Source organism: Gilliamella sp. X-60 (assembly GCF_057063585.1).
Genome location: NZ_JBXSQJ010000001.1, coordinates 1 through 14,367 on the forward strand (window position 1 = coordinate 1; position 14,367 = coordinate 14,367).

At 35.9% G+C, this 14,367-nt stretch carries 10 protein-coding genes; all 10 read right to left on the reverse strand.

What is annotated here, in order from left to right:
- Nucleotides 1-535: 535 nt before the first annotated feature.
- Nucleotides 536-4,012 carry an exodeoxyribonuclease V subunit beta gene (gene recB / locus ACYIAM_RS00005; protein ID WP_483746828.1) on the reverse strand — a complete coding sequence of 1,159 codons (3,477 nt, stop codon included), beginning with the start codon at nt 4,010-4,012 and terminating at the stop codon, nt 536-538.
- A complete protein-coding gene (gene sixA / locus ACYIAM_RS00010) occupies nt 3,991-4,434 on the reverse strand; it encodes a phosphohistidine phosphatase SixA (RefSeq protein WP_483746829.1) in 444 nt (147 codons plus the stop codon). Before sixA ends, recB begins: the two co-directional genes overlap by 22 nt.
- A gap of 25 nt (nt 4,435-4,459) precedes the next feature.
- Complete coding sequence (locus ACYIAM_RS00015; RefSeq protein ID WP_085247387.1) at nt 4,460-4,756, reverse strand: YfcZ/YiiS family protein; 297 nt, start codon at nt 4,754-4,756, stop codon at nt 4,460-4,462.
- 802 nt (nt 4,757-5,558) lie between these two features.
- Nucleotides 5,559-7,325 (reverse strand): DEAD/DEAH family ATP-dependent RNA helicase, encoded by a 1,767-nt coding sequence (locus tag ACYIAM_RS00020; RefSeq protein ID WP_483746830.1) that lies wholly within the window; start codon nt 7,323-7,325, stop codon nt 5,559-5,561.
- A 357-nt stretch (nt 7,326-7,682) separates the two neighbouring features.
- Nucleotides 7,683-8,537, reverse strand: a complete 855-nt coding sequence (nlpI, locus tag ACYIAM_RS00025) for a lipoprotein NlpI (protein ID WP_483746831.1) — start codon at nt 8,535-8,537, stop codon at nt 7,683-7,685.
- A 30-nt stretch (nt 8,538-8,567) separates the two neighbouring features.
- On the reverse strand, nt 8,568-10,682 hold the full coding sequence (pnp, locus tag ACYIAM_RS00030) for a polyribonucleotide nucleotidyltransferase (protein WP_174797308.1): 2,115 nt from the start codon (nt 10,680-10,682) through the stop codon (nt 8,568-8,570).
- Between the two features lie 308 nt (nt 10,683-10,990).
- Nucleotides 10,991-11,260, reverse strand: coding sequence for a 30S ribosomal protein S15 (gene rpsO, locus ACYIAM_RS00035; protein ID WP_065567223.1), 270 nt, complete (start codon nt 11,258-11,260; stop codon nt 10,991-10,993).
- A gap of 148 nt (nt 11,261-11,408) precedes the next feature.
- Nucleotides 11,409-12,332: a LysR family transcriptional regulator gene (locus ACYIAM_RS00040; RefSeq protein ID WP_483746832.1), complete on the reverse strand. Its 924-nt coding sequence runs from the start codon at nt 12,330-12,332 to the stop codon at nt 11,409-11,411.
- 196 nt (nt 12,333-12,528) lie between these two features.
- Nucleotides 12,529-13,281: a TSUP family transporter gene (locus ACYIAM_RS00045; RefSeq protein WP_483746833.1), complete on the reverse strand. Its 753-nt coding sequence runs from the start codon at nt 13,279-13,281 to the stop codon at nt 12,529-12,531.
- Nucleotides 13,278-14,351, reverse strand: coding sequence for a chorismate synthase (gene aroC / locus ACYIAM_RS00050; RefSeq protein WP_174797311.1), 1,074 nt, complete (start codon nt 14,349-14,351; stop codon nt 13,278-13,280). The genes ACYIAM_RS00045 and aroC overlap by 4 nt, the downstream gene beginning before the upstream one ends.
- Nucleotides 14,352-14,367 lie beyond the last annotated feature (16 nt).

Consider the following 14,367-nt stretch of genomic DNA (forward strand, 5'->3'; position numbering starts at 1 on the left):
TTATTCCTAAAATTCATACCGTTTATTTTTATTATGCTATTGGTTTATCGCGATATCATTGTTTTTATGCTGACTATTTTCAATATAAGCGATAATGCAAACAGAGTATAAACGATTTTAACGCAAAGTTTAACTTTTTTAATCAATATCTTTGTTTAATATGAATAATTTTAGTTAGTTAAAACGGTAAGTGATAGCGGCTTAACGCCTTTGTTGAACAAGGGATTTAAGCAATCTTATTTTTTATCAAAAATAATTTATTAAATGCTTGCATTTAAAAACACCTTTATTGAACAAGCAATGTAAGCAACTTTATTCTTTCTCAATAAAATTTATTAAATCATTAAATTTAAAATAATTTCACGCTGAAACGGTATAGAATCCTGAATATTTTTAACAAGAATTACGCCTTTTTTAATTTAGAAAGCCGTTCATGTCAATTAAAACAACTAATTAGATAAAAAATAAGGCACTCATTATTTGTGCCTTATTTTTAGTTATTTAATCTATTTTCAACACTGAAAGTTTTAACGGCTTATAGCTCATTTAACACTTCCCCCTCAAATAGCTTATCAAGCTCTTCGATAAACGCCTGCTCAGGTAGATGGTAAAAGATGCCATGCTCTGGCATACCACGCAAAAAGAGATAGTAAACACCCCCAAAATGGGTTTGATATTGGTAATTGGTTAAACGACCTTTTAAAAAGCGATGCAAGGCTAAACAGTAAAGTTGGTATTGTAGGTCGTAGCGATGTTCACACATCACTTTTTCTAGTGCTTCTTGATTATAAGAGTCAACGCATTCACCTAACCAATTTGATTTATAATCAACCACATAATATTTCCCTTCAAATTTAAACACTAAATCAATAAATCCCCTTAGCATGCCTTGTACCGAATCAAAATCTAATTTAGGGCATAATCTTGATAAACGATCATATTGTTTGCAAAGATTATCTAACTGCTGGCTAGTTACGGTTTTTCGTATAGGAAGATAAAATTGTAATTCGTTAATATGTTGCCCCATTAACACTTGCGATAATATTAAATTTGGAGCATGCAGTTGTGTAGTCAATACTTGTTGCATCCAATTCGTTACTACACCACTCCATGCTGGCTCTAAATTGAGTTTTTTTACCATTTGATTACATAATTCATCAAGGTTATCTGGTGTGATATCTTCCATAATGCTGTGCATTAATGTACCCACATATGCCCCTTTCGGAAAGTGGTGGATATCATATTGTATATCGGTTGACGGAGCACTAGCAGATTCAAGTTGGAGCTCATCCCAATCATTAATAATATCGGGATTGTAAGCCAATATGGTATGATTATGTTTTTGTAATTCAGTATAACTTGTGACTCGCCAACTGCTTGATAGCTTACGCGAAAACTCATTTGCCGATAATGATTGGCTTGGTAAAATTTGAGAAATATACTGTTCGTTCTCTATCGGTAATTGTACTTCAACTAAATTGGCCATATTGGCAATTGATCTTAGTTCATTTTTTAATAAATGATTAATCGCTGATTGACTTTTCTTCAACGACGCAAGCCCAATACTGCAATGATAAACCGATCGGGTCATTGCTACATATAATAACCGCAAATCTTCAGCAAGGCGTTCATTTTCTATCTGTTGTTTAATCTCGTCGGTCAGTAACCATGCATAGGTTGTTTGATAGTCATTGTCTTTATCATGATAAAATTGACTATCCGCCTCACGATACATCGAAATAAATGGCAACCACACAATTGGGAATTCTAGCCCTTTGGATTTATGAATAGTAATTATTTTGACAAGGTTTTCGTCACTTTCAAGGCGTTGCTGGTGATTTTCTAAATTAGGATCGGGGCTAACTATTTGTTTTGTCAACCAACGAATTAACGCATGCGGACTATCTAATTCATTTGATGCTTCTTGGAGTAACTCGCCTAAATGCATTAAATTGGTTAACGTTCGTTCACCATCTTGGCGAGCTAATATGTTTTCAGCTAAATGACGTTTTTTCATCATTCGGCGTAACATCACTAATACACCATAATATTGCCAAATTGCTTGGTATTGTTTGAATTCTTCAACTAAACTTTCCCATCTGTCTTGATCATCAGTGATTTGTTCAAGTTCAGTCATGCTTTGCCCTAATAATGATGTCATTAATGCTAGCCTTAATGTTGTTTCGTTTTCAGGCATTAAGACGGCTTGCAATAAACTCAATACATCATTGGCCTCAATTGAAGAAAAAACACTACTATTATTTGATAAATAGACGCTTTTAACACCGTAATTGGACAATTTTTGTTGAATAATTTCGGCTTCACGCCCTGTGCGCACTAAGATCGCAATATCAGCTGTAGTTACAGGACGTTGTTTTTCTTCATTATCAATTAATATTGAAGAATTAGACAATAAAGACACAATTTGATTAGCACAACAACTTGCTATATGTTCTTGATAATCTGTATTGGTTGCAATGCCATCAGGCAGTAAATAAGCTGTGAGTGCGGCAACTTCTTGGTTATTCACTTGCAAAGACTTTTGTTGATTCCTTTTTGCCGCATCCATGGGTAAAAACGGAATATCTTCAAATATAAATGGATTATTACAATTAGCGAACAATTGATTAACCGCTTTAACCATCGAAACCGATGAACGATGGTTGACATCCATAGTAAAATAATTTTCTCCAGTCGATTGTTTAGCTTTTAAATAAGTGAATATATCAGCACCCCGAAAGCTGTAAATCGCTTGCTTGGGATCGCCAATAAAGAGTAAACCTCGATCTGGCTGTTGGTTATCGTAAATACGGTTAAAAATTTGATACTGCGTGGGATCGGTATCTTGAAATTCGTCAATCAAAGCAACGCGGTATTTTGACGCTATAGATTGCGCTAATCGTTTACCTGTTTTTGCTTGTAACGCGCGATTAAGTTGCCCAATAAGATCATCAAAGCTCATTTCACCATGTTTGAGCTTTTCGTCATAAAGCCCTTTTTGAATCACGCTAACAATATCCATTAAGATTTGGCTACGCAAGTCCAACGACTGTGTATATAGATCGTCAATTTGTTCAAAAACAAAATGACATGGCGCATTCTTTCCTTCTTTTGTCTTTTCGATTAATACCGATTGCTTAAATTTTTTAAGTTCATCTGGTAATTCAAACGTTTGAGTTGCGCTGTTAGCCCATGCTGATACTTTAATGACCCAATTGGGTAAATGTCGGCTATTATAAGATTGTTTGCTGACACCTGATTGAGTAATGATATTGACTAATTCATCAGATAAATCTAACCAAGACTTTTTAACATTTTCAATTATTTCATAATTTTTTAGATAAAACGCCTTAATTGTTGTACCGATATCTGGATTTAGTTTGTTAGTATTGTTAAGATTTAAACCTAAATAAGGTGTGATATCTTTTAATAATGCGGCTGGATCTTGCCATGTAGCAAGTACCAAATAAGCAAGCTGTTTATCAAGTGGTGTAAAATAGTGACGCCAAAACTCTTGTGTTACCCTTAATTTCAGTTGAGATTCATCAGAAATTAGCTTTTGTTCAAATAAAACACCTGACTCAAACGCATGGCTAGTTAATATACGCTGACAAAAACTATGAATAGTATAAATTGCCGCGTCATCCATTGATTGTTGAGCTACAGTAAGTTGTTGTATTGCTAATTTGTGATCATCGATTAACTCAATGAGTTGTTGATAAATCGGATCTTTATGCTGCTGTTGTAATAGTCCAATTCGTAATTCTTGAATATTTTGTCTTATCCGTGAACGTAGCTCTTGAGTTGCAGCTTTAGTAAAAGTAACAACCAAAATTTCATTAACGTCTAAAGGTCTTGGGTAACTATTTTGACCAATACCAAGCAATAATCTTAAATAAATAAAGGCGAGCGAATAAGTTTTACCTGTTCCTGCCGATGCTTCAATTAAGGTTCGACCAGTTAAAGGTAAATCAAAAAGATTGAGTTTTTTTACTCTGCTTGATGAAACCATTCAAGTTTTCCTGCAGAGTCTGGCAATAAATTAACACAAGCAATTGCAGCAGTAGGAAACATAGGCGGAGAAACATGTGGACAAAGTTCATTAACTAAATATCCTACTAATGGCAAATGTGATACCACAATCACATTTTCAATCCCATCGGCTAACAATAATGTTAATATGTCAACAATATGAGATGGGCTACCACTAGGTACTAAAAATCGATTAGTTTCAACTTTGTCGACACGAACGTGCGATGATAATTCTGTCAATGTTTGTTGTGCTCGTAGATAAGGACTCACTAAACCAAAATCAAATTGATAATTTTGCTGTTTAAGCCATATTCCAGCTTGATTTGACTGAATAATACCATAATCTGTTAATGTTCGACTTGAATCTGATGAAGCAGAAAATCCTGCTTCACCATGTCTCATAATACAAACTTTCATCAATATTTAATTAACGTAATTTTAATTGGAAAATCATGGATTCTGCACCACAGCAAAAAGTGAATTTTACTGATAATTTAAAGCCATCATTAATTTTTTCAATATTACTCTCAATTTTGCAAGGCTCAGTTTCAACATCTTTGGCAGCTTGTGTTAATGATGCCAACTTTTGTTGAGCTTCAGATTCTGTCGCAAAAACACGCTCATATTCAGCGCTACAATCCTCGTTGTCAATTATTGTACCCACATCCACGCAACAACATGCTGCTGTTTCGTTTGCTTTACATTTGTTTAAAGAATCTGTCATGCTCTACACCTCTATTTACCAGTTTATATGGTCAATAGTATACTCTCAATCATAACTTAGGGCAAAGTGCTAACTCTGTTTTGTTTTAGTTATTTAAAATAACTCGATAGCTAACCGCTTTAACAAATTTTGATTGAGTTTGTAAGTCATATATCGGAATTATTCGCGTTGTTTAACGTAAGTTGAAAAACGACTGTATAACGCGTCTCCCAAACAAGCGATACGGCGCTTATCTCATAAAAAAATCACCGTCACCGATTTGGCTAACTGCTTTATGGTCAATCGTCCAACTATTTATCGCACTGAAAGACCTCATTAAACATTCAATAACATGACTCACATTGAATATTAAACAAGAAAACAGATAGCATCATTTTCTAGGTGAGTTGTGTGCTCAATATCGGATATTTATCCAACTATTCATCTTTTGGGTTATATTTTTTGTAAAAAATATTCAGGATTCTATACCGTTTCAGGATAAATTGAGGCTTTGCCATCTCTCATTTGTTCAAACGTGTGCTCGCATCGTATCCATTAGAAATTCACAAAACCAGCTAGCCCTAAAATAACTGGGTAAGTCAAAAGATAGAAAACGAAAAGTTTCAGCGATTGCAGGTAAAACGTTTTATGAGCTTTTTGGATGATTCATCATAAAGTGTAAACAACCCATTGTTTTCCTAGCTGTCATATAATTAGTTTTCTAAAGAAATGTTGGCAGAATATAACAATAAACTACTTTGACAATAGTTGTGCAAATAAGATGAAATGAACAAACCTCTGCCAGACGGCAGAGGTTACATTATTAAAATTTAGGCGCTGAAGGACGACCACGTTTTTTAGCAAATCCTTTATCTGATGTTTCAGATTTGCTACCTTTACGACTTCGCTTAGATTCAGACATGGTGCCATTAACCAAACTCATTTTCATTGGCTGATTAAGAACTCTTACTTTTTCAAAGTGTTTTAACATGTCTTTTGGCATGCCTTTTGGTAATTCAACAGTTGAATAAGTATCATAAAGTTTAATATTACCAATATAACGGCTACTAATATCGGCCTCATTGGCAATTGCACCAACGATATGCCGCACTTCAACACCGTTTTCTTTACCAAGTTCGATACGGTACATATCCATATCACCCACATCGCGACGCTCACGACGTTTTGGTGTTTCGCGATTATCTCCTCGTAGACGACGCTCACCACCACGGTTATCTCGATCACGAGTGTCACGAGATGGTTTAAATACCGGATCAGGTGGAAGAATCAGTGGACGTTCACCTTGCGCTAATTTGAGCAATGCAGTGGCAATTGTTTCAAGATCAGTACCACTTTCGGCTTGTATTTGCGCTAATAAATTTTGGTATTGATCTAAATCACTACTTTCTAACTGTTTTTGGACTTGCTCCGTAAATTTAGCTAAACGACGTTTTTCGAGCAACTCTTTAGATGGCAATCCAACTTCTGGAATTGGTTTTTTTATGGTATGTTCGATATTTTTAAGCAAGCGACGTTCACGACTATCAACGAATAAAATAGCACGACCTGCTCGGCCAGCTCGGCCAGTACGTCCGATACGGTGAACATAAGATTCTGAATCTAACGTAATATCATAATTGATAACTAAGCTGATGCGCTCAACATCTAAACCACGAGCCGCAACATCTGTTGCAATTAAGATATCTAATCGACCATTACGTAAACGATCTAATGTTTGTTCACGCAGTTGTTGTGTCATATCGCCATTTAAAGCGGCACAACTATAACCGTGTTTTTCAAGCACTTCTGCCACATCTAAAGTAGCCGATTTTGTTCGAACAAAAATAATCGCTGCATCAAAATCTTCAGCTTCTAAAAAGCGAACAATCGCTTCATTTTTACGCATACCTCGAACAAGCCAATAACTTTGGTCAATATCAGGCGCTGTTTGATTAGTACCTTTAATTTGAACTTCTTTTGGATTATGCATAAATCGTTTAGTAATACGACGAATTGGCGCTGGCATCGTTGCTGAAAATAATGCTGTTTGATGATTTTCGGGAATGGTTGCCATGATGCTTTCAACATCATCAATAAAGCCCATTCTTAACATTTCGTCAGCTTCATCAAGCACTAAACCTTTCAAATTAGAAAGATCTAATGTTTTACGATTTAAGTGATCAAGCAAACGCCCTGGTGTACCAACCACTATTTGTGGCCCTTGTTTTAACGCACGTAATTGCACGTCATAACGCTGCCCGCCATATAAAGCTAGTACTTTTACGCCTTTCATGTATTTTGAATATTCAGAACAAGCATCTGCAACTTGCATAGCTAGCTCGCGTGTTGGAGCTAGAACTAAAAGTTGTGGTGCTTTTAAGTTTGCATCAATATTCATTAAAAAAGGGATTGAAAATGCGGCAGTTTTACCACTACCAGTTTGCGCCATTCCCAATACATCGTTACCTTCTAATAATAGAGGTATACATTCAGATTGAATAGGTGATGGTTTGCTAAAACCAAGATCATTTAATGCATTAAGGATATCCTCGGATAAACCAAGGTCAATAAAAGAAACATCTTTTGTCATGTAAACTCGCTTATAAACTTTGAATATATAAGCTTGCTTAATTAGTCAGCAAAAAATTGATAATGATTAACTAATATCAATTAAGATTTCTCTTATTTTTGCTAAACCAAATAAAGAAAGCAGATATAAATTTATGCCAGCTCACTAAATTGAAAATTTACAACTCACCCCAATAACTAACTGCCGATATTGACTCAACAACTATTCGATATAGAAACAACTTAAATTTAAAGCTAATTAATGCTTATATAATCTAAGATAAAGTTATCTGCATGACAAATGTTGAGAATATATTATTTGGCAAATCAGAACTACGCTATAACAATATTTTCACTTTTAAAACTGGCATGACCCTTGTTACTTTTCTTCAAGTAACTTCATTTCATAGAGTGCCTGTTGATGTTCAACATAGTTATAAATATTATTGGCTAAAGCATATTTAAATAACATTTTGGCACGCTCGTTGTCACCTTTACTTTGATAATACTTACCTAAGTAAAAATAGACTTCACAAAGGCGCTCGGCTAACTGCCGATTATTTTCAGCACCTTGTTGAAGGTTCTGCATTAATTTAGACTCACTTATTTTGTCTAAATAAAATGCAATAATATTGCCACTATAAATCGTTTTATCATTAATCAGATCATAACGTTTTTGTAGCTCATTTTGGGCAGCTTTATTGTTGATCTCCTTCTCAATCAGATAAAGCCATAAAATCCTGATAGGTTCATTCACATCATATTGATAAAACTGCAATGCATCGCGCTCAGCAGCTTGATAATGCCCTGTACGATATAACGCAATTGCACGATTTAAGTAAGCATAAGCATAAGTAGGATCAAGCTCTAACGTTGTATTAAACGATGTTAAAGCTTCATCAAAATTACCTTCTCTGAGCGCATAAGTCCCTAAAAAATTATAAACATCAGGGATTTCTGGATTAAAATTTAACAAATACGAAAAATCGCTTTGTGCAAAGGCTTTAAAACCTAATGAATCGTAAACAATACCACGCTCAAAGATAAGTTGCATTCGCGTTACAGAATCAAGATCTTTTCGTGATAACTGTTGGCTGATCTGAGCAATTTTTAATTCGTCATCATATGAAACCTGCTCAGGAACAGCCAGCAAAGGCTGAGAGTGAGAACAACCCGACAAAAGAATAACAGCTAGCAAAAAGCAGTATACAGTCCTCAGGCTGAATAATTTCACTTTTACCCCCTAGTGAAGTGAATCACAGTTTTATTCTGCTGTCGGAGCAACGTCTACTGCCGACTCAACAGCATCTTTCATGCTTAAACGGATTCTACCTTGGCGATCAATTTCGAGTACTTTCACATTCACTTCTTGACCTAATTTTAAATAATCAGCCACTTTTTCGACTCGATGATCAGCAATTTGAGAAACATGGACAAGTCCTTCTTTCCCACCAATAACAGATACGAAAGCACCAAAATCAACGATTCTAGTAACTTTTCCTGTATAAATTTTACCAATTTCGACATCAGCAACTAAATTAGTAATGCGTGCCATGGCATCTTTCGCTTTATTGCCATCTGAAGCTGCAATCTTGACTGTACCATCGTCAGTAATTTCAATAGTAGTCCCTGTTTCTTCAGTTAAAGCGCGAATAGTTGCCCCACCTTTACCGATAATATCGCGGATTTTATCAGGATTAACATTCATCGTATAAATACGCGGTGCAAATTCCGAAATTTCTTGACGAGGTTTATTAATTGCTTGCTCCATTACACCTAAAATATGTAAACGTGCACCTTTTGCTTGATTAAGCGCTACTTGCATAATCTCTTTAGTGATACCTTCAATTTTGATATCCATTTGTAATGCACTAACGCCTTCACGCGTACCTGCTACTTTAAAGTCCATATCACCAAGATGATCTTCATCACCAAGAATATCTGACAATACCACAAATTGATCGCCTTCTTTGACTAGGCCCATCGCAATACCAGCAACAGATGATTTAATTGGCACGCCAGCATCCATAAGCGCAAGTGAAGCACCACAAACAGAAGCCATTGAAGATGAACCATTTGATTCGGTAATTTCTGATACCACTCGGACAGTATATGGAAATTCTTCACGACTTGGCATTACTGCCGCAACGCCACGTTTAGCTAAGCGACCATGGCCGATTTCACGACGTTTTGGAGATCCAACCATACCTGTTTCGCCAACAGAATATGGAGGAAAATTGTAATGAAGTAAAAAACGTTCAGTATATTCACCCGTTAGTTCATCAATGATTTGTGCATCACGTTCTGTACCTAATGTTGCCGTGACTAATGCTTGGGTTTCGCCACGTGTAAACAGTGCACTACCATGTGTTCTTGGTAAAACACCCGTACGGATATCAAGTGCACGAATCATATCTTTTTCGCGACCATCAATACGAGGTTCACCCGCAATAACACGTTTACGAACAATTTGGCTTTCTAAATCGACGATAATATTAAGCACTTCGTTTTCATCAACTTCTTCATTTTGTTCTTTTAGTGCGGCTAATACTTCTTCTTTGATTAAATCGATTTGAGCATAACGTGCTTGTTTTTCGGTTATACGATAAGCTTCACCTAAACGTTCTTTAGCGAGTTCAACAATGGCATTATATAGCACTTCGTTTTTAGCCGGTGCAACCCAATCCCATTTTTCGCAATTGGCTTTTTTTGCAAATTCATTAATATTATCAATAACAACTTGTTGTTGTTCATGACCAAATACCACCGCTGCTAACATTTGATCTTCAGTAAGTAAATCAGCTTCAGATTCAACCATTAATACTGCACTTTTAGTTCCAGCAACTACTAAATCTAAACGACTTGTAGCCAGTTCTTTTACAGATGGATTTAAGACAAATTCATCATTAATAAAGCCTACACGCGCAGCACCGATAGGGCCATGGAATGGCACTCCTGATAAGCAAAGCGCAGCAGAAGCGCCAATCATAGCAACTAAGTCTGGGCTCACATCAGGATTTACTGAAACAACGGTTGCAATAATTTGGATTTCATTAACAAATCCTTCAGGGAATAATGGGCGAAGTGGACGGTCAATCAAACGTGCAATTAAGGTTTCGCCTTCACTTGGACGACCTTCTCGTTTAAAAAAACCACCGGGAATACGCCCTGCTGCATAGGTACGTTCTTGGTAATTAACTGTTAGCGGGAAGAAGTCTTGACCTTCTTTCACTTTTTTATTGGCAACAACGGTAACAAATACGGCGGTATCATCCATATTAACCATAACCGCAGCAGTTGCTTGACGAGCCATAATACCTGTTTCTAAAGTAACAGTATGACGACCATATTGGAATTTTTGATGAGTCGGATTAAACAAAATAATGTCCTCTTGTTATTTATTATGTTGAAGTGTGATATTTCGACAGGAAGCAACATTATGCTGCACTTATTGATACTCTCTTCAACAATGTGGGGGTAAATTCAACAAAAAGATTATTTCACTGTCACGACTAATGACAAATCTATAAATTATAGAGCTCTCATTAGTCGCGCGAAACATGAGATACAATCTTTACTTTGTTGACTTACATAAAATATTAATTTTTTCGAGCTCTGTATTATATCAGAGTGTCAATTTTTCACAACGAAAAAGAGGCCTAAGCCTCTTTTCAAGTAGATGATGAATTAGCGACGTAAACCTAGCTTTTTAATTAATTGGCTATAACGTTCAATATCTTTACGACGTAAATAATCTAATAATTTACGACGGCTAGACACCATACGTAATAGACCGCGACGGCTATGGTGATCTTTTTTGTGCTCAGAAAAATGACCTTGTAAATCATTAATACGTGCAGTTAAAAGAGCAACTTGAACTTCAGTTGAACCTGTATCGTTAGTACCACGACCATATTCAGCAACGATTTTCGCTTTAGCTTCTACAGTTAGAGACATAATAAACCTCTTTAAATAAATATAAAATATAGAATGACCGATCTCTAATTCAGACATTCCTCAATATTCATATAGGAATATATGAACTGCGTAATTATACTGAAATTTGTTAAAATAGCAATTTGATTTACCTAGTTAACCACAGGATTTACTTAAGTTGAAAACCATATTCTTCTTGAATAAGTTTTTTTAATGCCTCAATATAATTTTGGGCTGATAGACTCAATTGAGCTTTTTGTGATGTGATCCAACCAATTAGGATTTTTTCATCTACATCTAAAGGTATTGATAAAATATCAGAACCATTTAAATCCGTACTTAACACCCCTGTACTAATGGTATAACCATTAAGTCCATGCAATAGATTAAACAAAGTTGCCCTATCACTCACATGAATACTTTTTTTATGGTAAACCGTACTTAAAATCTCTTCTGAAAAATAAAACGAATTATACTCCCCCTGCTCGAAAGAGAGATAAGGATAATCCTCTAAATCATCTAATGTTAATGACTTCATTCCCGCTAATGGATGATGAGTACTAATAAATACATGAGGATGTGCTTCAAAAAGTGGATTAAAGGTCAATCGATGTTCCTTCAGTAGTCGCAAAATTACCTTTTGGTTAAAATCAGTCAAATATAAGATGCCAACTTCGCTGCGTAAATTGGCGACATCGGTGATAATATCATATGTTCTTGTTTCTCTGAGTGTAAACTCGTATTCATCCGTATGATTTTTTTTTATTAAATTAACAAAAGCATTGACTGCAAAAGCATAATGTTGGGTAGATATACTACATAGCTGCTTAGACGGTGCTTTTTTTGAATAGTGTTGTTCCAATAACTCAGCTTGATCTAAAACTTGTTTAGCATAACCTAAAAACTCAACACCATCGGTCGAAAGTGAAACGCCTTTGGAGGTACGTACAAAAATCTCAATACCAAATTCAGCTTCTAAATCTTTTACCGCCGTTGATAAACTCGGTTGTGTAATGTACAAATTTTTAGCTGCCTCATTAATTGAGCCTGAACGTGCAATTTCTAAAATATAACGTAGTTGTTGAAGTTTCATAATATCAGTTAATGTCTTAACACAAACTATCTTGCTTAACACAAATATATACTAAATCATATTTAAGTGAAGTAAATAATTGTTATCGTTTTTATACTCAAACACATACTTTCCTGAAAGTTTTTAACAACGATTTTGTTGTGCTATTGTAAAATAGTGATGAAAAATAAATATTAATGATTAAAATGGTGAGCAATTAAAAGAAGTTTTCGTAAATTAATTTTATACTCATAAGCGTTGAAACAGTAATTAGCATTGGTCTGATTAATTTGCGACCTTTAGCAATGACCATCTTAGCACCAAGTCTTGCACCTATAAATTGACCAACTAACATGATAAGTCCAATTGACCATATTACTTCGCCACCAACAATAAAAAACAGTAAACCGGCTAAATTTGAAGTGAAGTTTAATACTTTGGTATGTGCTGTTGCTTTAGTTAAATTAAAGCCAGCCAGTGTAATATAGGCTAACGCATAAAATGAACCCGCACCTGGTCCAAAAAATCCATCATAAAAACCAATTGCCAAAGCTGGTATGAGTGCAAATTGGATAAGTGAAAAGCGACTTTTACGATCGTTTTCACCAATGGTTGGAGAAAGCAAGAAATAAAGTCCCACGCCAATGGTTAAAATAGGCAGTAATAGCTTTAAAAAATCAGCTTGGACATGCATAACCGACAATGTTCCAACTGCCGATCCAACAAAAGCAAACATGATTGAACACTTTTGCTGGTTTAAGTCGACCATTCGCTGACGAATAAAATATAAACTAGCAGAAAATGAACCACCACAGCTTTGTAATTTATTAGTCGCCAAGGCACTGGCTGGCGGCAGTCCAACAGCAAGTAAAGCAGGCACAGTTAATAAACCACCACCACCTGCAATTGAATCAATAAAACCAGCTAAAATAGCAATAATAAACAGTAAGATAAGTATTTCACAACTCATAGCGAATTGACATCATTACATTGAGCTCGATAGCGAAGATAATGATCCATTAGCACTATAGCAACCATCGCTTCAGCGATGGGCACGGCTCGTATTCCTACACATGGATCATGTCGACCATGGGTCGATACTGCAACAGTTTCGCCATGGATATTAATCGATTGCCCTGCAATTTCAATGCTTGGTGTTGGCTTTAAGGCGATACTAGCTAATATAGTTTGTCCTGAGCTAATACCCCCTAAAATACCGCCAGCATGGTTAGATAAAAAACCTTGCTTGGTTATTTCATCTCGATTTTCACTGCCTCGTTTATTAACAACCGCATAACCATCACCAATTTCAACGCCTTTCACTGCATTAATACTCATTAACGCATGTGCAAGTTCAGCATCTAATTTGTCAAATACGGGTTCGCCAAGTCCTACAGGAACGTTTTCGGCAACAATACAGACTTTAGCACCAATTGAGTCACCCTCTTTTTTCAGTGTTCTGAGCAACTGATCAAGTGCCTCTAATTGGCTTTCGTCAGCGCAAAAAAATGGATTTTGTTCAACTTGTTGCCAATCTTTTAATTCACATTTTACATCGCCCATCTGAGCCAAATAACCACGAATGGTTATACCAAGCTTTTCTTGCAGATATTTTTTTGCAATCGCGCCAGCGGCAACACGCATGGCAGTTTCACGAGCAGAAGAACGACCGCCACCACGATAATCGCGTATGCCATATTTATTTTGATAAGTATAATCTGCATGGCTTGGTCTAAAGATATCTTTAATTTTGCTATAATCTTGAGAACGTTGATCGGTGTTTTCAATAAGTAATCCAATACTTGTACCTGTTGTCACACCCTCAAATACACCTGATAAGATTTTGACTCGATCGGCTTCTCGGCGTTGAGTAGTATAACGAGAAGATCCTGGCCTACGACGGTCAAGGTCATGTTGCATATCTGATTCAGTTAATGCAAGTCCTGGTGGAACGCCATCGACAATACACCCTAATGCTACGCCGTGTGATTCACCAAATGTGGATACTTTGAATAATTTTCCGATTGAGTTTCCAGCCATAATAAATTTATTCCAA